This is a genomic window from Mesorhizobium sp. L-2-11 (assembly GCF_016756595.1).
In the GTDB taxonomy this organism is placed as follows: Bacteria; Pseudomonadota; Alphaproteobacteria; order Rhizobiales; family Rhizobiaceae; genus Mesorhizobium.
In genome coordinates this window covers 3,726,803-3,749,924 of the sequence record NZ_AP023257.1, presented here as the reverse complement: position 1 = coordinate 3,749,924, position 23,122 = coordinate 3,726,803, and the positions used below count along the sequence as shown (strand labels likewise).

Below are 23,122 nucleotides of genomic sequence, written 5' to 3'. Positions count from 1 at the left end.
ACGTTTCCGTCTCAGCGCGCCGGACCGGCTTCCTTCCTGTTCGCCTGCTTGCGCGCCCGCGCGAACTGCAGCCCGGCAACGCCGGCGGTCGCAGCGAGCGCCAGGCCGATCGGAATGAGGCTCGATGGCTGGTCGGCCTTTCTCAGCACCCCCACCACGTCATACCCGACATCCAGCCCGATGCGCTTGGCGTAGGATCCGAAATCGACATTGCTGATCATCAGCGCATCGCCCGCCTGCGTGATGGTAAGGCCGATGCCGCGCAGCCGCTCCAGCGGCTCGCCCGGCTCACCGAGCGGCACGTTGACGGTCTTGCGTACATCTTCGCCCATGAGGTCGACACCCTCGACGACGAAATTGATGCGGCCATCGGCCGGCGCCTGCGCGACTGCCGACAGGAACTCGCTCGCCGGCAGCTCCTCGTAAGGCGGCGACACCTGATTGAGCCACCAGTCCGGCCGAAACAGCGTGAAGCAGATGAGAAGCAGGGCCGCACTTTCCCAAAGTCGGCTTTTCGTCACGAACCAGTTCATGGTCGCGGCCGAAAACAGCAGTATGGCGATCAGCGACACCGTCGCCACCCAGATCGTCTGCGGCCACGTGTCGACTCCGATCAGCAGCATCGCCGGATTGAAGATGAAGACGAACGGCAGGATCGCCGTGCGCAGCGAATAGAGCGCGCCCTGGAAACCGGTGGCGATCGGATCCTCCTTGGAGATCGCCGCCGCCGCGAACGCTGCCAGCCCGACGGGCGGGGTGATATCGGCCATTATTCCGAAATAGAAGACGAACAGGTGGACCGCGATCAGCGGGATCGGCAAGCCGGCCTGCGCGCCGAGATCGACCACGACCGGGGCCATCAGCGTGGCGACCAGGATGTAGTTCGCGGTGGTCGGAATGCCCATGCCGAGCACAAGGCTGATCGCGGCGATCAGGATCAGCATCAGGATGACATTGCCGCCGGAGATGAACTCGACGAGTTCCGTCATCATCAGGCCGAGACCGGTCAGCGTGATCGTGCCGACGACGATGCCGGCGGTGGCCGTGGCGATACCGATGCCGATCATGTTGCGGGCGCCGAGCGCCAGCCCATCGATCAGATCGTCCCAGGCAGCCCGCACTGAGGCCGCGAGATTTTCTTTGCGGAACAGCGCCATCAGCGGCTTGCGGGTGGCGACTATGCCGAGGATTGAAACTGTCGCCCAGAACGCCGAGAGACCGGGCGACATCTGCTCGACCATAAGGCACCACAGAAGCACCGCGATCGGGATGAGGAAGTCGAGCCCGGTCCGCGTGACGTCCCAGGCGCGCGGCAGTTCGAGGATTGGCGCGTTCGGATCGTCGAGTGCGAGGTCCGGATAGCGCGAGGAATACCAGACCGAGGCGACGTAGAGAGCGACGCCGGCGATTGCGAGCAGCGGCGGCGCGGCCCCGCCGAAGACAGCCTGGATAGCAACGATCCCGTAATAGACGATACAGACTGCGAGAACGCTGCTCGACAGTCCCAGCCCCATCCGCAGCATCCGTTCTCTTGCCGGCGTCGGACGCTGCGGGATCGTCTTCAGGCCCATTTTTATCGCTTCGAGATGAACCATGTAGAGCAGCGCGATATAAGAGAAGACCGCCGGCAGCAGCGCGTGCTTGACGATCTCCGCATAGGGAATGCCGACATATTCGACCATCAGGAACGCGGCCGCGCCCATGACCGGCGGCATGATCTGGCCGTTGATCGAGGCCGAAGCCTCAATGGCGCCCGCCTTGACGCCGGAAAGGCCGGTGCGCTTCATCAGCGGGATGGTGAAGATGCCGCCTGAAACCACGTTGGAGACGGACGAGCCGGACACGACGCCGTTGAGGGCCGACGAGACCACCGCGACTTTCGCCGGGCCGCCTCGCAGATGGCCGAGCAGCGCAATGGAGATCTGCATCATCCAGTTGCCGGCGCCTGCCTTTTCCAGAAGCGTGCCGAACAGGACGAACAGAAAGACGAAGCTCGTCGACACGCCAAGTGCAATGCCGAAGACGCCTTCGGTTGTCAGCCATTGATGGTTGAGAAACTTGGTGAGTGATGCGCCGCGATGCTGAATCACGTCCGGCATGTACTGGCCGGCAAAGGTGTAGAAGATGAAGGTACAGGCCACGACCACCATCGGCAGGCCGAGCGCACGGCGCGTCGCCTCGAGCAGCAACAGGATGCCAACGGTGCCGGTCACCAGATCGAGCGTGGTCGGCTGGCCCGGCCGTCCGGACAGCACGACGTAAAAGAGAAAGAGGTAGGCGCCGGCAAATCCGCCGGCCACGGCCAGCACCCAGTCGAGCAGCGGCACGTGATCGCGGGGCGAGGATCTCAGCGCCGGATAGGCGAGGAAGGTCAAGAACAGCGCAAAGCCGAGATGGATGGCGCGCGCTTCCGTGTCGTTGAGAATGCCGAAGCCGAACACGAACGGCAACGGCGAAGCGTACCAGAGCTGGAAAAGCGACCACGCGACTGCAACCCAGAGCAGGACTCGTCCGACCGTGCCAGCCGGATGCCGGCCACCCGTGTCGGCCTCCGCGACGAGTTGTTCGAGCTCTTCGAGATCGACGCCGGCCGGTTGTGCCTTCACTTCGCTCATGACGTCGTCTCCTGTTGCGGATGGCCCCGGCGGATCAGCTGGACCCGCCGGACCGTCGTCAGGTCACGAAGCCTACTTCAACCAGCCCTTCTCCTTGAAGTATTTTTCAGCACCCGGATGCAGCGGCGCGGAATTTCCTTCCGCAACCATCTTGGCCGGATCGAGATTGGCGAAGGCCGGATGCAGCGACTTGAATTCGTCGAAGTTCTCGAACACCGCCCTGGTCAGCTGATAGACGCTCTCGTCGGGAACCTTGGCCGAAGTGACCAGCGTGGCGAGCACGCCGAAAGTCTCGGTATCGTTGGGATTGTTGGCGTAGAGCCCGCCCGGAATGGTCGCCTTGGCGTAGTACGGATTCTCGGCGACAAGCTTGTCCACGACCTCACCGGTCAACGGCACCAGCTTGGCACCGCAGGTGGTCGTCGGATCCTGGATGTTGGCCGAGGGATGACCGACGCCGTAGAAAAACCCGTCGATCTTGCCGTCGCAGAGCGCCGGTCCGTGCTCGTCAGCCTTCAGCTCCGATGCGAGCGAAAAGTCGGCCAACGTCCAGCCCATCGCGCCGAGCAGACGCTCCATCGAAGCGCGCGTCCCGGAACCGGGATTGCCGACGTTGAAACGCTTGCCCTTGAAATCCTCGAACTTCGTTACGCCGGCATTGGGATGCGCCAGCACCGTGAACGGCTCCGGATGGATCGAGAAAACCGCGCGCAAATCGGTATGGGCGCCTCCGTCCTTGAACGATTCCAGCCCCTTGTAGGCGTTGTACTGGACGTCCGACTGGGCCATGCCGAAGTCGAGTTCGCCTTCCTTGATCGTGTTCACGTTGAATGCCGACCCGCCGGTCGATTCGACCGAGCAGCGGATGCCGTGTGTCTTGCGATCCTTGTTGAGCAGGCGGCAGATAGCGCCGCCGGCGGCATAGTAGACGCCGGTGACGCCGCCGGTGCCGATGGTAACGAAATTCTGCTGCGCCATTGCGCTGGCCGAAAACAGCAGCGCCGCCGACAAGGCGGCGATCTGCGCTCCGAGGCGTGCAGTCCGGGCATGTTTCATCTGGTTCTCCCTTGGTATTTTGCGTGCCGTCGCGGCCGTCCGGTGTTTTGGTGTCAAGGCACGTCGATGCATGCTACGATTGTTGCGCTTTATCAATCAAGGGAAATGCTTGTTACAATGAATAGTCGGGAGATGGGTTTCGACGCGCTGCTGGCGCGCATACTGACCGAACTCCCCGAATTGAGCTCGGAACTGCGCAAGGCGGCGCGCTTCCTAGTCGATCATCCCGACGAGGTGGCGCTGGTTTCCATGCGGGTGCTGGCCTCGCGATCAGAGGTGACACCGACGACCTTCGTGCGACTGGCGCGGCGGCTGGGCTTCGGCGATTGGGCGGCGCTGCGCAAGCCGTTCGAGGATCGGCTGCGCTCCGGCAAGGCGCCTTTCGCGGCAAGGGCCGATGCGCTTGTCAGGCGCCGGTCGGAGGCGATCTTCGCCGAATCGCTGAGGACGACGGTGGCCAATCTGGCGGCGGCCGAAGCGGTCAACGGCAGCGAAGAAATCGCAAGGGCCTGCTCGATACTGGAGAAGGCTCAGCGCATACGTGTCGCCGGTTTCCGAAGCTGCCGCGCGCCCGCCCACGCGCTCGTCTATCTCTGCCGCATGTTTCGGCGCGACGTCACGCTGCTCGGCGGCGACGGCGGTGCGATCGAAGCGGAACTCGCAGCGCTTGGAAAGAGGGAAGCAGTCGTCGCGATCGGCTTTTCGCCCTATTCGCGTGAACTCGGGCCGGTGGTCGAGGCTGCACAACGACACAGCGTTCCGATTGTCGCGATCGTCGACAGCATGGCCGCTCCGATCGCGCGGCATGCACAGGTTGTCTTGCGATTCTCGACCGACAGCCCGTCTTTCTTTCCATCGGTAGCCGCAGCCATGGCTATCGTGGAAGCGCTGGCTGCAACGATGCTGGCGCGCAGCGGACCGGCCGCCGCGGCTCGCGTCAGGGAGACGGAACTGGAATTACAGGCGTTCGGCGCCTATCTGCCGGAATGAGGGTCGCTGGCTATGCCACCGCAGCGTCTATCGCGTCGCCAAGCCGTTCAACAACAGCGTCGATTGCCGCGGCGTCAATGATGAAGGGCGGCGCGAGCAGCACATGATCGCCGCGCATTCCGTCGATCGTGCCTCCGGCGGGATAGACCAGCAGGCCGCGCGCCATCGCCTCGCGCTTGATCTTCGCATTGAGCTTCCGCTTCGGTTCGAAGGGCGCCTTGGTAGAGCGATCCTCGACCAGCTCTACACCCATGAAAAGGCCACGGCCGCGGATGTCGCCGACATGGGCGTGATTGCCGAACCGTTCGCCCAGTCGCCGCGAAAGATGAGCCCCCATCGCCCGGACGTTGGCGAGCAGATCGTCGCGAACGATCACCTCCTGGACGGCGAGCGCCGCCGCGCAGGCCATCGGGTGGCACATATAGGTGTGGCCGTGCTGGAAGAAGCCGGAGCCTTCGGCGAAAGCGTCGAAGATGCGGCGTGAAAGCAGCACCGCACCAATGGGCTGGTAGCCGCCGCCGAGGCCTTTGGCGATTGTCATCAGGTCGGGCGCGACGCCGTCCTGCTCGCAGGCGTGCAGCGTGCCGGTGCGGCCCATGCCGCACATCACCTCGTCGAGGATGAGGAGCACGCCGTAGCGGTCGCAGATTTCGCGAACGCGTCTGAAATAGCCGCGAACCGCGGGCACCGCTCCTGCTGTCGCGCCGACCACAGGTTCCGCGACGAAGGCCATGACGGTGTCCGGACCGAGTTCGAGAATCTTATCCTCGAGCGCCTGGGCAGCGCGCAGTCCGTAGGCCGCCTCGCTCTCACCGGCTTCCTGGTAGCGGTAGGCATAGCATGGGTCGATGTGATGCGTGTCGATCAGCAAAGGGCGGAATTGGGCACGGCGCCACTCATTGCCGCCGGCGGCGAGAGCGCCGAGCGTGTTGCCATGATAGCTCTGGCGGCGGGCGATGACGTTTCGCCGCTCAGGCCTGCCGGTCTCGACGAAAAACTGCCGGGCCATCTTGAGCGCCGCCTCCACCGCCTCGGAGCCGCCGGACACGAAGTAGACGTGGCTAATTCCTTGTGGCGCGCCGGCGACAAGCTTGTCGGCCAATGCCTCGGCCGGCTCGTTGGTGAAGAAGCTGGTGTGGGCATAGGCGAGCTTGTCGGCCTGCGCATGGAGCGCGGCCGTCACGTCGGGATGGCCGTGGCCGAGGCAGGAAACCGCCGCGCCGCCTGACGCGTCGATATAGGCGCGGCCATCGCGGTCGAAGAGTTCGATCCCCTTGCCGCCGGCCGCGACGGGCAGGCTCGCATGGATCTGGCGATGCAGGATGTGTGTCATGCCGTCCCCGATTTGACGATCGCGCGATTTGCAGCGAACCTATCATGCAACATATGTTACATACTGCGCAATACTGAAACGATTGGACTGAGCCTATGACCGTCGACGTGGACGTGACCGGCCCCGGACTTAACCCGCTGGCGACAATCGCCGTTGCGCCGAATGGTGGACGGCGTGGCAAGCAAGACCACCCTGCCCTGCCGATCGGCCCCCGGGAACTGGCCCGGACCGCCGCCGCCTGCCTCGAGGCGGGCGCCGCCATGATCCATACCCATGTCCGCGACCGCGACGGCGGCCATTTGCTCGACGCGCAGGCTTATCGCGAAACGACGAAAGCGATACGTGATGCGGTGGGCGAGCGGCTGATCGTCCAGATCACCAGCGAGGCGGTCGGCCGCTACCAGCCGGCCGAGCAGATGGCGGTGGTGCGCGCTGCCCGCCCTGAGGCGGTTTCGCTGGCGCTGCGCGAACTGGTGCCGGACGCTGCCCATGAGACCGCTTTCGCGCAGTTCCTGGCGTGGTTGGAGAGCGAGCGGATCGCCCCTCAGATCATCCTTTACGCGCCCGAAGAAGCGTCGGCCCTGGCCGCCATGCAGCAGCGCGGGCTGGTGCCTTTCGACGACATTCCGGTGCTGTATGTGCTCGGCCGCTACACGCCGGGACAGGTTTCGCGACCGGCCGACCTGCTGCCCTTCCTTGCAGAGGACCGGCCGCGCTTCGCGCACTGGATGGTCTGCGCCTTCGGTCGGCAGGAGACCGCCTGCGTAACGGCCGGTACGCTGCTGGGCGGTCATGCCCGCGTCGGCTTCGAGAACAATTTTACGCTGCCCGACGGCACGACTGCCAAGGGCAACGCCGCGCTCGTGACAGCGACCAAAGGCGCTCTGACTGCTTGCGGCGTCAGGATCGCCCAAGCCAACGACCTGCGCGCCGCTTGGTCGATCCACGGCTAACCCTCGCCCGCACGCCTTGAATCGGGCTTCCGTTCTCATCAAATGCGCCGGCAGAGGCCTGTTCGGTTCGTCACATTTGTCGAAAATCTCTTTGCTACGCTGCAACCGAACTCTTTGGCTGACGTTTGGGTTGCAATGGGCGCTGGGGAGGCCTTTATGCAGACGTACCTCGTCGAACAAATGGAGGGCGATGACGTGATTACGGTGCGGGTCATCGACGCGCCGAGCCCCTTCAAAGCCGCCGCCATGTCGACAGATCGACACGTTACGCTCCGGACATGGGAAAAGGATTGGATCCGAGTAACCGACGAGAACCGGGGACACATCTTTGCATACAGCTTTGTCTCCGACGCAAACCCGGACAGCAGCGGGCTTGTAATGGCACCGAACAGATCAAGAAAAGCCCAAAAAGCCGATCAGGGACGCGAGTAAGCGCCAATTTTTACTGTTTGCTGGAGCACGCATGAACCGTGACACCGCGAATTTGAGCCAGCAGTTGCGGCATGGCTGACGCTCACGGCGTGGTATGTCCCACCACCACCCTTCCCTCGCCGGCTTCGTTCGTGACCGCCCGGATCCCCACGAAGGACTTGGAGCGCTCGAGCAAACGCATGACCTGCCGGTCTTGGCCGAGACCGACCTCGAAGAGCAGGATGCCTCCGCGCCGCAAGTAGCGCGGCGCGTCCTTGATCACCCGCATATGGATGCTCAGGCCGTAGGGGCCGGCTGCAAACGCTTCACGCGGCTCGAGCTCGGTCAGATGCGCGCGGTCGCCCTCGAGCCGCTTTTCCGAAATGTAAGGCGGGTTGCAGACGATCACGTCGATCGTGCTGTCGAGCTCCAAGTTCGAGAAAGCACTGAACAAGTCACCCCTCAGCACCGACACGCGATCCGCCATGTCGTGATGGGCGACGTTACGGCGCGCGACCTCGACGCATCCATCGGTGAGATCGCTCGCCCAGACCTGCGCGGCAGGAGCGTAATGCGCGATGGCGCAGGCCAGATTGCCGGCCCCGCAGCACATGTCGACAACGCGCGGCGCCGACAGGTTCATCCGCCTCAGAACATCAAGTGCTGTCGTGCCGAGCAACTCCGTCTCCGGCCGGGGAACGAGCGCACCGGGCGCGATGAGCAACTCCAGCCCCATGAAGATAGTGCGGCCTTTGCGGTAGGCTTCGGCGACACTGATCTCTTCGCTCACGACAGCCCCCTTCCGTCTCGCCGGTCGCGGTACCCGACAATTGTGTGGAAGTTAAATCACTAAGTTACCGATCGGCAAACGAAAAACACGCCTCGCCATCGGCATTGGCGATCGCGAGCTATCGGCAGTCTCAAGGCGTTGGCACATGGTCCCTAGAGGATAGGAACGGATGATTCGACGTGTTCAGCAGCTCCCGTTGGCAGGCTTCAAAAAAAGAGGAGCCTTACCTGCCTTTTCGGATTATATTAGCAATCAGGGCTTGCGGTGTTGGGGCACCGCTGGCGTTGACTGGATGAATTGACGAGTGATTGGCCACGACTCCAAAGGCCCGTGACCGTTCAATCCATTCAGGTTTCGTTGGGGTAGTTCAATGTATCGAATCGTCATCGCCGACGATCACGGCCTGTATCGTCGTGGCCTGCGATTGGCTCTGAGCGCAGGCATTCCAGGTGTGGAAATTTTTGAGGCGTCGTGTTTCGACGCCGCGCTCAATCTGCTGGCCGAGCAGGCGTCCGTTGATCTTGCGATCCTGGACCTGAACATGCCGGGATTGTTCAATCAGGAAGTGCTCAGCGGCATTCTGACAGCTTATCCGGATACCCGATTTGCCATCGTTTCCGGGAACGATTCACGCTCGGAGATACTCACGGCTCTGTCGATCGGTCTCCACGGCTATATCGTAAAGTCGCAAAAAGACGAGGAGGTCGTTATGGCCGTCAACGAAATCCTCTCGGGCCGCATCTACGTCCCTGCACTTCTGTCGCGCCCCGGTGCTGCGCCAACAACTCACGCACCTGCTCCCACCGAGCAGGTCCCGCACCGACGCACCACCACCGGCAATCTTGGCAGGCTGACCTCGAGGCAAAAGGAGGTCCTCAAGCTGATGGCGGAAGGATATTCGAACAAGGAAATCGCGCGCGATCTGGAGATCGCCGAAGCGACGACGAAAATCCATGCCGCTGCGGTTCTGCGTGAGCTTGGGGTGCGGAATCGGACGGAGGCTGCCGTTATGCTGAAGACTTGGTTAACTAGGGATGTCAGTTAGTTAGAGCGACGCGTTCTTTTTATACGCGAGCGGCGCTGTTAAACGCTTCCGGTCTTGGCCGGCTGACGTCAAGGGCCGATTTCCTTGCGCGACAGCCGCAGCGAATATCGCAGCCCGTGATCCGTCATTTCCAGCTTGGGAGAGTGACCGACAAGCGGCGCCCCATCCACTCCGATTATCATTGAACCGAAACCATGGCGGACAACTTTTGAAGGTCGCCGCCGCCCTGATTCCAGCCAATCGAACACGATGTCACCGCCCGCATCTGCCGATGCGAACGTCCAATTTACCTCGACCCGGCCTTTTGAATCGCCAAGCGCTCCATGCTTCAAGGAATTGGTCGTAAGCTCGTGAACAATCATCGCAAAGCTCTCGGCGGCGCCTCCCGACATCGTAACCGAGGGACCGCTGACAGATATTTCGCGTGTCCCCATATACGGTTGCAACTCCTGGACAACGAGATCGTGAAGCATCCCCGACCCGCTGCTGTTGCCCGAAAGGAGCAGATGCGTTGCCTCGAGCGAACGAATCCTGTCGATGAGCGTCTCCTTGAACCTGGCGACATTGTTCTCGGGAACATTGACCATGTTCACCAGTGCCGTGATCACCGGGAACAGGTTGATGAACCTGTGGCGTTGCTCGAGCATGATGCGCTCCCGCTTCTTTGCCGCGGCACGCAGCAGCGTGGTTTGCCGTCGCTCGGTCAGGTCGGCGGCGACACCGAGCCGCTGTAGACGATCATCGTATTTCTCTTCCCTTCCGCGCAGAGCAACCCAGCGGATATGTCCATCCGGTCGTCGAACGCGAATCTCGACGTCGTAGTTGGTGACCGATGCGAGCTTTCTCGATACAGCCAGCTTTGGCCAGTCGGCCGGATGAACGACGGCCGACAGTTCCTCCAACCGGCGGCTGCCGGCCGGGGGCAGTCCGAGAATGTCCCAGAATGCGCCCGAACCGGTGACGATGCCGTCCTTAAGGTCGATCCGCCACGTCGCCAGGCGTCCAGCGGACAAAGCGAGATCCAGCCACTCCTTCTGGGCCCGAAGCGCTTCATGCACGGCTCGTCGTCCCGAGATATCGTCGACCACCACGAAAATGGTCTCTGAGAGAACCCCGTCGGGCACCGACGAAGACAGCGTTAGCCGCGCCCAGAAGGCCGTGCCGTTCTTTCGTAACAGGCGCACCTCCGACGAGAACGAAGCAGAGCCTTTGCCCAGGCCAGCCAGCAATTGCGCCAAGGCATCACGGTCGTCCGGATGGACGAGTGTCTCCAGCTGCAGTTGGGCAAGCTCCTCCTCCCCGTAGCCTGTCATCTCGCTGAGGCGTCTGTTGGATTGCAGCAACTCACCTTTCTCGTTGGTGTTTGCGAACCCCATGGCGGCGCGTTCGAATGCCCAACGATAGCGGCTTTCGGTTGCTTCGACGGCAGCGAGCCTGGCTTCGGCTACCTCCAGCAGCTCACGCAGGTCCTGCCGCAGCCGATGGAATGTCATGGCAATCACGCCACCGGAAATCAGAAGCAGAACGGCGCGCGCCCAGTCTTCGCCGGAGATCTGGCCATGCAGGGTGCTTCGTGTCCACAAGCCGGCGGCCACCATCAGGACCGTCGCCGCAAGCGCAGGACCACGGTCTTCAAGGTAGGAAATGATAATGATAGCTGGAATAAATTCCAGGAAACTCGACCCTTCTCCGATGTATACTGACGCTTTTGTTTCAAAGATCAGTGTAGCAGCCAGTACCGATGCGGAGGCCAGGTGAGTTAGCAGTCTGCCTGTTGGGTTCAAATCCGACCTGCGCGACTGCCGGTTCATCGACATAGATTACTACCTTTTGACTAGGCCGTCGAGACTAGAGCAAAAAACGTACAACCTAGTCCGACTGCGGGATTGCCATACCACTATCACAGCGCGCATTTTATCAAACAGGGGCGAACAGGTTCATCAGAATATAACGAGTTTCACGATAGTAGGGAGCGCATTTTTTGCGAGCCCTATGCAAGAAGACTGTTCGTAAATCCCGGACACGTTATTGCGGGCTGAAGGACCTTTGGGGAGGTTGAAAAATGACTATGATCGGTAGATACAGTGATGCCGTTGCGGGCGACCGGTACATCACGCCAGGAGCCAAGTATAACCCTGACGCGCAGGTGACGCGGCCGTTATATGCTTATCCTTCAGCTCGTGCATCAGATCGGCCGGAGACAGGGGGCGACGAACCAAAGAGACGCAGCCTGGAATCCGTCACCGGCATGCTTGATCGCCTCGGCTGTGGTTATCTCGTACTAAACCGCGACAGAAAAGTAATCGAATGGAACGCGGCCGCTCTAACCACGCTGGAGCGCCCCACGCCGGAGCACAAAGGCGAAGCGGCTGATACAGCCAGTGAGCTTTCGGCAGCCTTGAGACGGCTGGTCGCAAATGTTCCGGCGCCTTTCCTGCCGGGCTCGCTTTCCTGGGTGGTGATCCGCAGCACAGGTGACAAGCCGGTGATCCTGAAAGAGAACGGTCTTATCGCCCCCGACGGAACGAGCATCGTGGCATTGCTTGGCCGTGTGAACAGGTCAGGGCCAAATCCTCAGACACTGCAAAGGATGTTTGGCTTGACGAGCGCGGAAACGCATCTGGCTCTGCGTTTGGCTCAGGGCGATGCGCCTTTGGAGATCGCCCGCAGTTGGCGGCTCAGCCGCACCACGATCCGCTCACAGCTTGCCTCGCTGTTCGCCAAGACCGAAACGAGACGTCAGGCGGAACTGGTGGCTCTCCTGGGGCGCATTTCGGTCTTGCCATAAGTTTGGGCCTTGATTTTGGGCTCGGCCTGGATCTAGGAGCCCGTGCATCCTGCGCACCGACGCAAATCGCCCGGTATCGCGGTGATGCTGCTCGCCAACTGGGCTGGTCGGTAACCGGCACCTGGGAGCGCCGGCGTCTATCGCCGAGGCGTGTATGCGCTGTCCATCCTTTCGCCGCGTATCGGCAGCGCCATGTCGTCATCCAGGAGCCGGGTGATCCGGGCAAAGCCCGTAAAAGCCTTTCTTGCTTCCTCGGCAGACATCCGACCTGCCAGTGCCGCAGCGCAGCAGTTCAGCGCGCATTGATACACCGGGCCGCGCCTGCCCTTCGGCCAGTGGCGCAAAAACGTCATCGCTTCGCCGACGTTGTCGATTTCTTCGACAGGTTCTCCGTGCCCGCGCGCAATTCGCACCGGCGTAAAGAATTCTAGGCGATTCATCTTTTCCTCCCGTCGATCGCGATGCGTTCGATCGAACCTTATTAAATTCACGGCCAGCCAATTGGTTCCCGAAAAAGCGCGAGAAATGGTAGCGGGCCGGCTGGCTCAATCGCCACTCATCACCCGAGTTCTCGCCCCCGACTTCTTGGTCGTCGCGGGAACGTTCGGGGGATTGGTGCATTTCGACACCAGCGACGATCTTTCAGGGAAATGCCAGCCTATGAAAATAGCCCATGTGGCGCCGCTCCACGAATCCGTGCCGCCTCGACTCTATGGAGGCACGGAGCGCATTGTCTCCTATCTGACTGAAGAGTTGGTCGAGCTGGGCCATGACGTAACTTTGTTCGCCAGCGGCGATACAAGGACCTCGGCAAAATTAGTGCCATGTCGCGAGCGTGCGCTGCGTCTTGACCCAAGCCCGCTGAAATCCGAGACAGCCGCGCACCTTTCGATGCTTTCCGAGGTGAGGAAACGAGCTCAAGAATTTGAGATCATTCACTTCCATCTCAGCCATTTCCTGCATTTTTCCTTCTTCGAGCACATGCATGAGCGGACGGTGACGACGCCGCATGGCAGGCTCGACTACGTCGATCTGGCACCGGCCTATGAGCGTTTTCCGCGCTTTCCGATGATCTCCGTGTCCCGCAGCCAAAGGGCGGGGCTGGCCGACGCCAACTGGCTGGCGACGATCCACCACGGGCTGCCGACCGACCTCTACCAGCCGGTTTTCGCGCCGAGCCCAGGAGAGCCCTACCTCGCCTTCCTTGGCCGGATGTCACGCGATAAGCGTCCGGATCGTGCCATCGAGATCGCGCTACGCTCGGGGCTGAAACTGAAGCTTGCAGCAAAGATCGGCGACGACGACCGGGCTTATTTCCGCAAAATGGTCGAGCCGCTGGTCGACGGCGATCGTGTCGACTATGTTGGCGAGATCGAGGAAGACAAGAAGGCGGAATTCCTCGGCAACGCGGCCGGCCTCGTATTCCCGATCGACTGGCCGGAGCCGTTCGGTCTTGCCGTCATAGAAGCGATGGCCTGCGGCACGCCCGTGATCGGCTGGAACTGCGGCGCCTTGCCGGAAATCGTCGATCAAGGCGTGACCGGTTTTATCGTGGATTCCATGCAAGCCGCGGTTGCCTCGGTGCCCGACTTGCTGCGACTCGACAGGCGGAAGGTGCGAGCTGTCTTCGAAAGGCGGTTTTCTGCCAAGAGAATGACCCGCGACTATTTTTCCGCCTATGCGCGCCTGATCGGCGCCTCGGCCGAAGCAAGAGCGTCGTGAGCGGCATTATTTCGGGGAGGCGAAACGAGGGAGATATGTAGACAATGGCCCAACTCGACGAGCCCAGGCTTGATCCCGCGGTAGCACTTGCGTCCCTGGACGCCACCGCACCTCGAGAGCCGCATCGGCTGTTCGCTCTCAAGCAGGGCGATTGTTTTGCCGTGGCCGACGCCTACGGCGATATCCGCGGCGCCGGCGATGGTTTCTTCCGTGACGACACGCGAGTGCTTTCCGAATTCCGGCTGACCGTCGGCGACCGGCAGACATCGCTGCTCGGTGCGTCGCTCAGCCAGGACAATGTGCTGTTCACCTCCAACCTGACCAATCTGCCGATGCAGAGCGTCCGCGGCCGGGACATTCCGCAGGGCGCGATCCATATCGAACGCGTCAGGCTGCTTTGGCAGGACCGGCTGTTTGAACGCATCACCCTTTCCAACTACAGCCAGGAACAGTCCACCATCCGCGTTTCGCTGCATTTTGCCGCCGATTTCCGCGACATGTTCGAAGTGCGCGGCTCGACAAGACCGAAGCGCGGCATGGCCCATGCTGCCAAGACGGATGCGACCTGCGTGCTGCTTCGCTACGACGGGTTGGATGGGCTGGCGCGGATGTCGGCGATATCGTTCTCGCAGGCGCCGGACCAGCTGTCCGCCGACCGTGCGGATTTCCTGATTGCCGTGACGAGGCGCAGCCGCAAGATGCTGTATGTCGAAGTCGGTCCCGAAATGACGGAAACGCCGAACCGTGATCGCTTCCGCGCCGCCGCGGCCCGGGCTCGCTTCGGCATGCGGGCCAAGCGCCGCCATGGTGCTACGGTGCACAGTTCCGGGCGCGTCTTCAACGATTGGGTCGAGCGTGCCCGCGCCGATGTGGCGCTGCTGACCACCGAGCTTTCGACCGGACCCTACCCCTATGCGGGCATCCCCTGGTTTTCGACGGCGTTCGGCCGCGACGGCGTGATCTCCGCCTTGCAGATGCTGTGGCTCAACCCGGGCCTGGCGCGAGGCGTGCTGGCCTTCCTTGCCCAGCACCAGGCGACGGAGACATCGCCGTTCAGCGATTCTCAGCCGGGCAAGATCATGCACGAGACCCGCAAAGGCGAAATGGCGGCGCTGCGGGAGCTCCCCTTCGGCCGCTACTATGGCGGTGTCGACACGACGCCACTCTACATCCATCTCGCCTGCGCCTATGCGGACCGTACCGGAGACATGGCGTTCGTCGATAGCCTGTGGCCGTCGCTCTGCGCTGCGGCTGAATGGACCGAGGAGGCAAGCCGGCCGACCGGCTTCGTCACCTATCAGCGTGCCGCCGAGTCCGGCCTCGCCAACCAGGGATGGAAGGACAGCCACGATTCCGTCTTCCATGCCGACGGCCGAACCCCCAGGGGACCGATCGCCCTGGTGGAGGTGCAAGGCTATGCCTTTGCCGCGTTCCGGGGCTTGGCGGCGCTCGCCCGCCGCCGCGGCGAGATCGACAGGGCCGATCATTGGGAGAGCAGCGCCGAGGCCATGCGCGCCGCTGTCGAACGCTATTTCTGGCTGGACGATCTCGGCTTCTATGCCTTGGCGATCGACGGCGCCGGCGAGCCCTGCAAGGTGCGGACGTCCAATGTCGGGCACCTTCTGTATGTCGGCCTCCCCGCGCCGGCACGGGCGCAGATGGTCGCCGACCAGCTGCTTTCAGCCTCCTTCCATTCGGGCTGGGGGCTGCGGACGCTCGCCGACGATGCTGTGTTCTTCAACCCGATGTCATACCACAACGGCTCGATCTGGCCGCATGACACCGCCATTTGCGGCGCCGGTCTGGCACGCTTTGGCGAGCGTGAACACGTGATCCGGCTGATGAGCAGCACCTTCGAATCGGCTGTCCATTTCAACATGCGGTTGCCCGAACTGTTCTGCGGCTTTACGCGCGCGCCGGGCGAGGCGCCGATCGCCTATCCCGTCGCCTGCCTGCCGCAGGCATGGTCGGCTGGGTCTGCCTTCATGCTGATGCAGGCCTGCCTCGGCCTCGAGATCGACGGCTGGGACGGCGAAATCCACGTCACCCGTCCCAGGCTGCCGATTGGTATCGACACGCTCACGCTGAGGCATCTTGGCGTTGGCACCAGGAAGGTGGATCTGACATTCCAGCGTGTCGGCGACAGGGTTGTCGCCTTTCTCGCCGAACGGCATGAGGGGTTGGTGCCGCTCGTCGTGCGGACCTAGTTTGGCTTTTCGCATGGAACCAGCCGCGGGACTGCAATTAGCGGAACCGATGGCCCATCCGAGCGTTCCGACGCACGGCAGCTTGTCACGATTGGCGGGCTGCGAATTCGAAACAGACAAAATGGCCACCGACCGGCCGGAGAATCGTTGTTCCAATGTCAGATTTTGGCATCGAAGTACTCTGGGTTCTGATCATTGTAAGCCTTGGCCTTTCCGCTGTTGCGCTGGTGCTTTCGATATCCCACCGGCGCCACATACCTGCGGCCGCATCCTCCGCAGGCGATGACGTGGTTTCGGAAGCGGCTCGCACGCTGCTGCGGGAGTTTGAAAAGAATGGCCACTCGACCGATGCAGCGCTGATCACATGGTCGCCCGACACGTTGCGCAAGATCCTGGCCGACGATCTGCCGGAGACGCAGGTGATCGTCGTATCCAACCGCGAGCCCTACATCCACAACACCAGGGATGATGGCATCGAGCTCCTGGTGCCGGCCAGCGGGCTGGTTTCGGCACTTGAGCCGATCACCCGCGCCTGTGCCGGCACCTGGATTGCGTATGGCGGCGGAACAGCGGACCGTCTCACCGTCGACGAGAACGACCGGGTTGAGGTGCCGCCCGGCAATCCGTCCTACACGCTGCGAAGGGTCTGGCTGACCGAGGAAGAATACCAGGCCTATTATTTAGGCTTCGCCAATGAAGGTCTGTGGCCGCTTTGTCATATCGCCTTCACCCGCCCGATTTTTCGCGCGTCGGACTGGCAGGCCTATGAGGCCGTCAACCGCAAGTTCGCCGACACGGTGGTTGCCGAAGCGCGCAACGAGCGGCCGATCGTGCTGGTCCAGGATTACCACTTCGCGCTCTTGCCGCGCATGATCCGTGAGCGCCTGCCCGAGGCGATCATCATTACTTTCTGGCATATCCCATGGCCGAACTCGGAAGTGTACAGCATCTGTCCATGGCGTGAACGGATCCTGGAAGGTTTGCTTGGCAGCTCCATCATCGGCTTCCATACGCAGTTTCATGCCAATAATTTCACCGAAAGCGTCGATCGCATCCTGGAAAGCCGGATAGAACGGGCGGACGCGGCGATCTCCTATGGCGGGCAAACGACTTTGGTCCACGCTTACCCCATCTCCATAGAATGGCCGGCCGAACTGCTGGCAAGATTGCCGGCTGTCGAGGAATGCCGTGCCCGTGTCCGAGAAAGATTCGGGCTGCCTGCGAACGTCAAATTGTGCGTCGGCGTCGAGCGCCTCGACTACACCAAAGGCATTCCCGATCGCTTTCATGCCCTGGACGAATTGTTCACGCGATATCCCGAATGGCTAGGCAAAGTGGTTTTCCTGCAAGTCGCGGCGCCCAGCCGAGGCACTTTGCCGGCCTACCGGCAACTTCATGAGGAATGCCTTCGCTATGCCGAAGAGCTCAACCAGCGCTACGGCAGCGAGACCTACAATCCCGTCCTGATGCTCGCCGAACATCACTCGCAGGAGCAGGTCTACGAGATCTATCGGGCCGCCGACATATGCATGGTCACCAGCCTGCACGACGGCATGAACCTGGTGGCCAAGGAATTCGTCGCGGCGCGCGACGACGAACAGGGCGTGCTGCTGCTCAGCACCTTTGCCGGCGCTTCGCGCGAACTGCTGGAGGCACTGATCGTCAACCCTTATGATGCGACCATGATGGGCGAAGCGCTGCTGCAGGCGCTGACCATGACGCCGGACGAGCAGCGCGAGCGCATGCGGCCGATGCGCGAGATGATCCGCGACAACAATGTCTACCGCTGGGCCGGCAGCATGCTCTTGGACGCTGCGCGCCTTCGCAAACGCGGGGTGACCGGCAACGGCGAGCGGCCATCCAACAGCAACAACGTCGTTTCCATCTTCGAGCGGGCACGAAAGGCGGCGTCGTGACCGACCTTCGACTGCCGCTGGCCCCCGACCTGCCGGACGGGCAATGGGCGCTTTTTCTCGATATCGACGGCACCTTGCTGGAACACGCCGCTCATCCCGACGCTGTCTTCGTCGGTGATGAATTGCGTCAGCTTCTCGGAAATATCGAACGAAGGCTGGGCGGCGCCCTCGCCTTCATCACCGGGCGTTCGGTTTCCGCCGTGGACAGATTGTTTAACCCCCTGAAACTGCGCATTGCAGGGCTGTACGGACTCGAGCATCGGTTGACGGCGGACGGTCAAGTCGACATTGCCGACGCTCCGGCGGATATCGCGGCCCTTGCCGACGAGATTGAGGCCGAACTGGGTGGAGGCAAGGTCTACGTCGAGCGCAAGGGACCGGTCCTGGCCATCCATACCCGCGCGGCGCCGCAACTGCTTGCCCGGGCAACGCAGCTTGTCGAACAGGCATTGACGCAGCTTCCGCGGGGGTACCGGGTGATTGCCGGAAACGCTGGCGTTGAACTCATGCCGCTGGAAGCCGTCAAAGGGGCTGCCATCCGGCGTTTCATGGAAATCCAGCCCTTTGCCGGCCGGCGGCCCGTATTCCTCGGAGATGACACCTCGGATGAAAACGGTTTCGAGGCAATAAACGAGACCAACGGCATCTCTATCCGCGTGAAGCCGCGTGGGCCGACGGTTGCAAGCTACGGTCTTGATGACGTGACCGAGGCAATAGCCTGGCTCGAGGCCAATTTCGGCGCGGCGCAGGTGTCCTGATCACGATCCCGCGATCAATTGCACAGGCTCGCGCCATGCCTGATCCCATCAAGGGCGATTGGTTCCGGTTCAGCCGATCTTCCCGTCCACGATGTGAATGCGGCGATCCATGCGCGCCGCCATGTCGAGATCATGGGTAACGGCCACGACGGTCTTGCCGCGCTCGCGCACCAGATTCTCCAGAATTGCGAAGACCTGCTCGGAGCTCTTGCTGTCGAGGCTCCCCGTCGGCTCATCGGCGAGGATGAGCGGCGGATCGTTGGCGAGCGAGCGTGCCACCGCGACGCGCTGACGCTGGCCGCCAGAGAGTTGGTCAGGCCGCTTGTCGAGATGTTCGCCGAGCCCGAGGGATGACAGCAGCTCCCCGGCCCGTTCGCGCATCTGAGGCCGCGCCAGCCGGCCAAGCTTGCGCATTGGGATTTCGACATTTTCGCGCGCCGTGAACTCCGGCAGCAGAAAATGAAACTGGAACACGAAGCCCAGCATCGAAAGCCTGGTCCGCGCGCGCTCCCTTTCATTCATCGGCTGGGCTTCGCGGCCGCCTATTGTCAACGTGCCGGCGGTCGGCCGGTCGAGCAGCCCGAGCAGATAGAGCAATGACGATTTTCCCGAGCCGGAGGGACCGGTGACGGCGACGAATTCCCTTTCGTTAATCGCCAACGTGATGTCCTTGACCAGCGTGACGGGAACCGTCTCGGGCAACACGCGCGTCAGTTTCCTGGTCTCGATGAGGACGCTCATGACGCGCCTCTGATGATCTCGACGGGGTTCAGGCGCGCCGCACGACGCGCCGGCAGGTAGCCGGCCACTGCCGCCGAGCCCAGCGCAAAAGCCGACGCGATGACGTAGTGCATCAAGCTCCAGGCGATCGGTAGCCGGGTCATCTCCTGGCCGGTCGCGGCGATCTCGAAACGCACCAGCGACAGCGCATAGGTCATGGAGACGCCGAGCAGCCCGCCGAGCACGGAGCCGGCAGCGCCGATCGCAACGCCTTCCAGCAGAAAGAGCCGGCGCATGTCGGCCTCCGGAAAGCCAAGCGACTTCATGATGGCGATGTCGCGCGCCTTTTCGTGCGTGATGGTGGAGATGATGTTGTAGATGCCGAAGCCAGCGACCAGCATGATCGCGCCGACAACGGTGTACATGATGACGTTGCGTACGACGAGCGCTTCGAGAATCGATTCATTGGCCTCCTGCCACGCCACCGCCTTGTAGCCCAGTTCGGCTTCGGCACGCTGCGCCACCGCCGGAGCGCGGTCAGGATCGTCGAGCTTGATGCGGATCTCGTTGATGGCGTTCGGACGCGCCGAGAGGATCTGCGCGTTTTTCAAAAGCACATAGGCCTCGCCTTCGTCGCGCGCGGTGGTGCCGGTGTGGAACAGCCCAGCGATCTTGAAGTTACGCGTCAGTCCCTCGGCGGAGACCGCAATTATCGTGTCGCCGAACCCGGCGCCGAGCCGGCTCGCCATCGTGTCGCCGATGAGCACGTTGTTGCCGCCCGCGGCAAGCGCCGAAAAGCTGCCTTCGACGAAGTCTCCGACAATCGGCGACACGCCGGGCTCGCGCTCCGGTTCGATGCCAATGATCGCCGCGCCGACTTCGCGGCTGGAAAAACGGATCACACCCTGCGTTTTGAGGCTTGCCGCGAACCGGCCGGGAATCCAGCTTTCAAGCCAGGAGGTCGCGGCCGTCGGGTTGATGATGCCGCGTCGATCGTCGCGCGGCCTGAGCCCGGAAATCGCGACAGTCGCGAAGGCCTCCTCGGCTGGCTGACGGCGGGCCGTGCGCTGCTCGTCGGTGATGTCGACATGCGGCATCGTGTCGACGAGTTGCCTGACGAAATCGTCCTGCCCACCCTGCATCAGCGCCGCCATGGCAATGGAGAATCCGACCCCGACCGCAACGCCGATCACGGCAACCAGCGTCTGGCGACCGCGGCCGGCAATATGCGTGAGGGCGATGTCGAAGATGAGCGGCATCGTTGCTTCATCACTCCTGGGCGCCGGTGATGCTCACGCGGGCGCCATCGGCGAGCTCGGCGGGATAGGGCGAGACGACGCGAGCCTTCTCATCGAGCCCCGACAGAACCTCGATGCCATTGGTGCCGCGAATGCCGGTTCGGATTTCACGTCGCCAGGCCGCGTCGCCTTCGACGGCGAACACCTTGTTTCCGTCCACGGCAACCGACGGGATCAACAGCGCATTTTTCGAAACGCTGATGACGATGTTCACGTCGGTCGACATGCCGATACGAAGCGGCGTATCGTCCGGCAGGCGGAAACGGACGCGATAGGTCTTCGTCACCGGATCGCCCTTGGGTGTGATGCTGTCGACCACCGCTTCCAGGTCCTGCTGGCGGAACGCGTCGGATTTAAGCAGCGCGCGCTGGCCGACCTCGACCCGGGGTATGTCCTCCTCGTTGACTTCGGCGACCACCAAGAGCGGCCTGGGCTCGCCGACCCAGAATAACACCGTGCCGAGTTCGGCTACCTCACCCACCTCGCCGTCCTGCCTGAGCACGACGCCGGCGCTCGGCGCGCGTAACACGTAGGAGTCAAGTCGCGCCTTCTGTCCGGCGACCAGCGCTTCGATCTGACCGAGCTCGCTCTGCGCACGATCGAGAGCCTGCTGGCTCGCCGCACGCCTTTCGGCAAGCACCGTCAGCCGCCGGAGCTCTTCCTGGGCAAGCGCTTGACGCGCCTCTAGTTCGCCAAGCACGGCCCGGGCCTCGCTGTCGTCGAGCCTGGCGAGCACGTCGCCTTGTGCAACCCTCGACCCCTCGCAATTGCATTGCTCGACGATCCTTTCGCGAACCACGGGAGTTACCTTGGCCCAGGTTCGCGGCTCGACGGAGCCACTCGCGTAAACGATTTCCGCCGCGTCGCCGCGTTGTGGCGTCACTACCGAGACCTTGGCCGGTTGCCACAGATACCAGGCGCCGAAAGCAGCCGCGGCCGCGACAACAACGATGCTGGCCGTCCAGCGTATCCGTCGCAAGAGACTCTCCTTCATGATCGAATCCGAATATCCCGCGGTGACAGATAATAGCACCAGACCGACCGTCGGTCTATAAAAGTTGCATAAAGCTCCGGTTCGTGCTCCTCTTGCTCCACCTGTTTTATGAGGTTCGATTTGCCCCGAGTGATAAAGTCGCCGGAGATACGATCCGCCGAGCTCCTCGACTGCGCCCAGCGGCTTTTCTTCGAGCACGGCTACGACAACACGACGGTGAACGACATCATCCGCGAGGCTGGCCTGTCGAAGGGCGCGTTCTACCACTATTTCGCATCGAAAGAGGCCCTGCTGGAGGCGCTCGCCACACGTCTCGCCCGCGACAGCTTCACCGAGCTGCAGCCCGTGCTCAACGATCCCTCACTCGATGGGCTTGGCCGGCTCAATGCCCTGTTTGCCGGCTCGCGGCGGCTGAACGTCGAGCTTGCCCCGCAAATGCGCAAGACATTTTTCGTCCTGTTCCGGCCCGAGAACCTTGCCCTCTTCCATCGGGTCGACCAGGCGGCCAGGGAGTTGGCCATGCCGATAATCACCGATCTGCTCAGGAAAGGCAGCGACGAAGGCATTTTCGACGTGCCCGACCCGGAAGCCTTCGCCGAGATGTTCTTGCAGCTGCGGCTGATCTTTCGGGATGTAATGCACCGCGCCCTGCTGAAGGCCGAGCAGGGCAATATCGAGGAAGCGGCGCGGCTGCTCGACGAGCGGCTGCGGCTCTACGGCATCGCAATCGACCGGCTTTTGAAGCTGCCCGATGGAACGATAGAAGCTGCGCAACCCGGGTTTGCCCGGGCTTTCCTCGAAGCAGGCCCGTGAGCGGCCGAGCCAGGCCACCCCGCAGCGATTCGTTATCCTGTTTTTGACCATGCGCCGACAAAGGGCGGCAGCATAATGCACATTTTCTGCTCGACAGCCTCGCCGCGCAGTCGCTCGGCGATCGTATCGACCCTCATTTCGGCGGCGGTCGCGGCGCCGACGGCCTCGGCCATCGGCAGCAGGCTGCGCAAGGTCTCGGCAACATAGTCGTAGATCGGCGAGTCGGGCCCGCTACCGGCGAGGCCGGCGGAATTCATCTGCGGCGCCGGCAGCCCTGCGCCGGCGAAGACCATCGGTAGCCTGCCACCCATGTCGACCTCGAAACCCGCCCGCTCTATCGTCTCGATAATCCAGCCGCGGCATTTGCTGAACAGCGGCGCCTCGGGAAAACTGCGGGTGAGCGGCATCGCCATTTCCTGGAAGGCAATGATGCCGCCCGGCCGAAGAAACCCGACAAGCCTGCGCAGGGTTGCGGCGGGATCGGGCAGATACATCAGGACGAGCCTGCCGATCACCGCATCGAAAGTCTCGTCGGGCGAGAATGTATCAAGCTCGCCTGTGGTAAAGCGTGTCCAGTAACACTGGCCGGATTCGGTGGCGCGCCGCTCGGCTACATCTACCGCCCCCGCCGAGCGATCGACGCCGAGTACTCTTCCCGAGGGCCCGACCAGCAAGGAGACGTCGCCGAGCACGCGCAACTCGGCAGCCCGCCG

The 23,122-nt window shown here is 62.5% G+C and carries 20 protein-coding genes; 10 read left to right on the top strand and 10 right to left on the bottom strand.

Features of this window, described 5'->3' with window-relative positions; genetic code table 11:
- Positions 1-11: 11 nt before the first annotated feature.
- Positions 12-2,615: a TRAP transporter permease gene (locus JG739_RS17890; RefSeq protein ID WP_202362752.1), complete on the bottom strand. Its 2,604-nt coding sequence runs from the start codon at positions 2,613-2,615 to the stop codon at positions 12-14.
- A gap of 72 nt (positions 2,616-2,687) precedes the next feature.
- Positions 2,688-3,671 (bottom strand): TAXI family TRAP transporter solute-binding subunit, encoded by a 984-nt coding sequence (locus tag JG739_RS17885; RefSeq protein ID WP_202362751.1) that lies wholly within the window; start codon positions 3,669-3,671, stop codon positions 2,688-2,690.
- Between the two features lie 117 nt (positions 3,672-3,788).
- On the opposite strand from JG739_RS17885, the gene JG739_RS17880 reads away from it, so the two are divergent.
- Positions 3,789-4,661 (top strand): MurR/RpiR family transcriptional regulator, encoded by an 873-nt coding sequence (locus JG739_RS17880; RefSeq protein ID WP_202362750.1) that lies wholly within the window; start codon positions 3,789-3,791, stop codon positions 4,659-4,661.
- A gap of 10 nt (positions 4,662-4,671) precedes the next feature.
- Here the strand turns inward: JG739_RS17880 and JG739_RS17875 are convergent, their stop codons facing one another.
- Positions 4,672-5,994 (bottom strand): aspartate aminotransferase family protein, encoded by a 1,323-nt coding sequence (locus JG739_RS17875; RefSeq protein WP_202362749.1) that lies wholly within the window; start codon positions 5,992-5,994, stop codon positions 4,672-4,674.
- Positions 5,995-6,089: 95 nt separating this feature from the next.
- On the opposite strand from JG739_RS17875, the gene JG739_RS17870 reads away from it, so the two are divergent.
- Both JG739_RS17870 and JG739_RS17865 read left to right on the top strand, forming a co-directional pair.
- The gene (locus JG739_RS17870) at positions 6,090-6,947 is read left to right on the top strand and encodes a 3-keto-5-aminohexanoate cleavage protein (RefSeq protein WP_202362748.1); all 858 of its coding nucleotides are present in this window, start codon (positions 6,090-6,092) and stop codon (positions 6,945-6,947) included.
- A gap of 156 nt (positions 6,948-7,103) precedes the next feature.
- A complete protein-coding gene (locus JG739_RS17865) occupies positions 7,104-7,379 on the top strand; it encodes a hypothetical protein (protein ID WP_202362747.1) in 276 nt (91 codons plus the stop codon).
- A gap of 82 nt (positions 7,380-7,461) precedes the next feature.
- On the opposite strand, the gene JG739_RS17860 is transcribed toward JG739_RS17865, so the two are convergent.
- The gene (locus JG739_RS17860) at positions 7,462-8,148 is read right to left on the bottom strand and encodes a N5-glutamine methyltransferase family protein (protein ID WP_202362746.1); all 687 of its coding nucleotides are present in this window, start codon (positions 8,146-8,148) and stop codon (positions 7,462-7,464) included.
- Positions 8,149-8,518: 370 nt separating this feature from the next.
- Here JG739_RS17860 and JG739_RS17855 point away from each other — a divergent pair, with 370 nt between their 5' ends.
- A complete protein-coding gene (locus tag JG739_RS17855) occupies positions 8,519-9,193 on the top strand; it encodes a LuxR C-terminal-related transcriptional regulator (protein WP_202362745.1) in 675 nt (224 codons plus the stop codon).
- Between the two features lie 68 nt (positions 9,194-9,261).
- Here JG739_RS17855 and JG739_RS17850 read toward each other — a convergent pair whose 3' ends face one another.
- Positions 9,262-11,010 carry a PAS domain S-box protein gene (locus JG739_RS17850; protein WP_244749473.1) on the bottom strand — a complete coding sequence of 583 codons (1,749 nt, stop codon included), beginning with the start codon at positions 11,008-11,010 and terminating at the stop codon, positions 9,262-9,264.
- A gap of 245 nt (positions 11,011-11,255) precedes the next feature.
- Here JG739_RS17850 and JG739_RS17845 point away from each other — a divergent pair, with 245 nt between their 5' ends.
- On the top strand, positions 11,256-11,981 hold the full coding sequence (locus JG739_RS17845) for a helix-turn-helix transcriptional regulator (RefSeq protein WP_202362744.1): 726 nt from the start codon (positions 11,256-11,258) through the stop codon (positions 11,979-11,981).
- 137 nt (positions 11,982-12,118) lie between these two features.
- Here the strand turns inward: JG739_RS17845 and JG739_RS17840 are convergent, their stop codons facing one another.
- A complete protein-coding gene (locus JG739_RS17840) occupies positions 12,119-12,421 on the bottom strand; it encodes a DUF982 domain-containing protein (RefSeq protein WP_202362743.1) in 303 nt (100 codons plus the stop codon).
- 220 nt (positions 12,422-12,641) lie between these two features.
- Here JG739_RS17840 and JG739_RS17835 point away from each other — a divergent pair, with 220 nt between their 5' ends.
- The 4 genes from JG739_RS17835 (at position 12,642) to otsB (ending at position 18,584) form a co-directional block, all read left to right on the top strand.
- Positions 12,642-13,703, top strand: coding sequence for a glycosyltransferase family 4 protein (locus JG739_RS17835; protein ID WP_202362742.1), 1,062 nt, complete (start codon positions 12,642-12,644; stop codon positions 13,701-13,703).
- Between the two features lie 44 nt (positions 13,704-13,747).
- Complete coding sequence (locus JG739_RS17830; RefSeq protein ID WP_202362741.1) at positions 13,748-15,910, top strand: amylo-alpha-1,6-glucosidase; 2,163 nt, start codon at positions 13,748-13,750, stop codon at positions 15,908-15,910.
- 155 nt (positions 15,911-16,065) lie between these two features.
- Positions 16,066-17,826, top strand: coding sequence for an alpha,alpha-trehalose-phosphate synthase (UDP-forming) (locus JG739_RS17825; protein ID WP_202362740.1), 1,761 nt, complete (start codon positions 16,066-16,068; stop codon positions 17,824-17,826).
- Positions 17,823-18,584 carry a trehalose-phosphatase gene (gene otsB, locus JG739_RS17820; protein WP_202362739.1) on the top strand — a complete coding sequence of 254 codons (762 nt, stop codon included), beginning with the start codon at positions 17,823-17,825 and terminating at the stop codon, positions 18,582-18,584. Before JG739_RS17825 ends, otsB begins: the two co-directional genes overlap by 4 nt.
- A 69-nt stretch (positions 18,585-18,653) precedes the next feature.
- Here the strand turns inward: otsB and JG739_RS17815 are convergent, their stop codons facing one another.
- The 3 genes from JG739_RS17815 to JG739_RS17805 are packed head-to-tail and all read right to left on the bottom strand — an operon-like array spanning position 18,654 to position 21,596.
- A complete protein-coding gene (locus JG739_RS17815; protein ID WP_202362738.1) occupies positions 18,654-19,325 on the bottom strand; it encodes an ABC transporter ATP-binding protein in 672 nt (223 codons plus the stop codon).
- Positions 19,322-20,563, bottom strand: a complete 1,242-nt coding sequence (locus JG739_RS17810) for an ABC transporter permease (RefSeq protein WP_202362737.1) — start codon at positions 20,561-20,563, stop codon at positions 19,322-19,324. The genes JG739_RS17815 and JG739_RS17810 overlap by 4 nt, the downstream gene beginning before the upstream one ends.
- 10 nt (positions 20,564-20,573) lie before the next feature.
- Positions 20,574-21,596 carry an efflux RND transporter periplasmic adaptor subunit gene (locus JG739_RS17805; protein WP_202362736.1) on the bottom strand — a complete coding sequence of 341 codons (1,023 nt, stop codon included), beginning with the start codon at positions 21,594-21,596 and terminating at the stop codon, positions 20,574-20,576.
- A 129-nt stretch (positions 21,597-21,725) separates the two neighbouring features.
- Between JG739_RS17805 and JG739_RS17800 the strand changes: the two genes are divergently transcribed.
- Positions 21,726-22,409 (top strand): TetR/AcrR family transcriptional regulator, encoded by a 684-nt coding sequence (locus JG739_RS17800; RefSeq protein ID WP_244749957.1) that lies wholly within the window; start codon positions 21,726-21,728, stop codon positions 22,407-22,409.
- Positions 22,410-22,441: 32 nt separating this feature from the next.
- Here JG739_RS17800 and JG739_RS17795 read toward each other — a convergent pair whose 3' ends face one another.
- Positions 22,442-23,101: a class I SAM-dependent methyltransferase gene (locus tag JG739_RS17795; RefSeq protein ID WP_202362734.1), complete on the bottom strand. Its 660-nt coding sequence runs from the start codon at positions 23,099-23,101 to the stop codon at positions 22,442-22,444.
- Positions 23,102-23,122 lie beyond the last annotated feature (21 nt).

Coding starts and splice junctions, on each gene's coding strand:
- JG739_RS17850 (WP_244749473.1), bottom strand. CDS start 11,010: ATGTCGATGAACCGGCAGTCGCGCAGGTCGGATTTGAACCCAACAGGC.
- JG739_RS17815 (WP_202362738.1), bottom strand. CDS start 19,325: ATGAGCGTCCTCATCGAGACCAGGAAACTGACGCGCGTGTTGCCCGAG.
- JG739_RS17865 (WP_202362747.1), top strand. CDS start 7,104: ATGCAGACGTACCTCGTCGAACAAATGGAGGGCGATGACGTGATTACG.
- JG739_RS17825 (WP_202362740.1), top strand. CDS start 16,066: ATGTCAGATTTTGGCATCGAAGTACTCTGGGTTCTGATCATTGTAAGC.
- JG739_RS17840 (WP_202362743.1), bottom strand. CDS start 12,421: ATGAATCGCCTAGAATTCTTTACGCCGGTGCGAATTGCGCGCGGGCAC.
- JG739_RS17830 (WP_202362741.1), top strand. CDS start 13,748: ATGGCCCAACTCGACGAGCCCAGGCTTGATCCCGCGGTAGCACTTGCG.
- JG739_RS17875 (WP_202362749.1), bottom strand. CDS start 5,994: ATGACACACATCCTGCATCGCCAGATCCATGCGAGCCTGCCCGTCGCG.
- JG739_RS17890 (WP_202362752.1), bottom strand. CDS start 2,615: ATGAGCGAAGTGAAGGCACAACCGGCCGGCGTCGATCTCGAAGAGCTC.
- JG739_RS17880 (WP_202362750.1), top strand. CDS start 3,789: ATGAATAGTCGGGAGATGGGTTTCGACGCGCTGCTGGCGCGCATACTG.
- JG739_RS17855 (WP_202362745.1), top strand. CDS start 8,519: ATGTATCGAATCGTCATCGCCGACGATCACGGCCTGTATCGTCGTGGC.
- JG739_RS17835 (WP_202362742.1), top strand. CDS start 12,642: ATGAAAATAGCCCATGTGGCGCCGCTCCACGAATCCGTGCCGCCTCGA.
- JG739_RS17810 (WP_202362737.1), bottom strand. CDS start 20,563: ATGCCGCTCATCTTCGACATCGCCCTCACGCATATTGCCGGCCGCGGT.
- JG739_RS17885 (WP_202362751.1), bottom strand. CDS start 3,671: ATGAAACATGCCCGGACTGCACGCCTCGGAGCGCAGATCGCCGCCTTG.
- JG739_RS17870 (WP_202362748.1), top strand. CDS start 6,090: ATGACCGTCGACGTGGACGTGACCGGCCCCGGACTTAACCCGCTGGCG.
- JG739_RS17845 (WP_202362744.1), top strand. CDS start 11,256: ATGACTATGATCGGTAGATACAGTGATGCCGTTGCGGGCGACCGGTAC.
- JG739_RS17805 (WP_202362736.1), bottom strand. CDS start 21,596: ATGAAGGAGAGTCTCTTGCGACGGATACGCTGGACGGCCAGCATCGTT.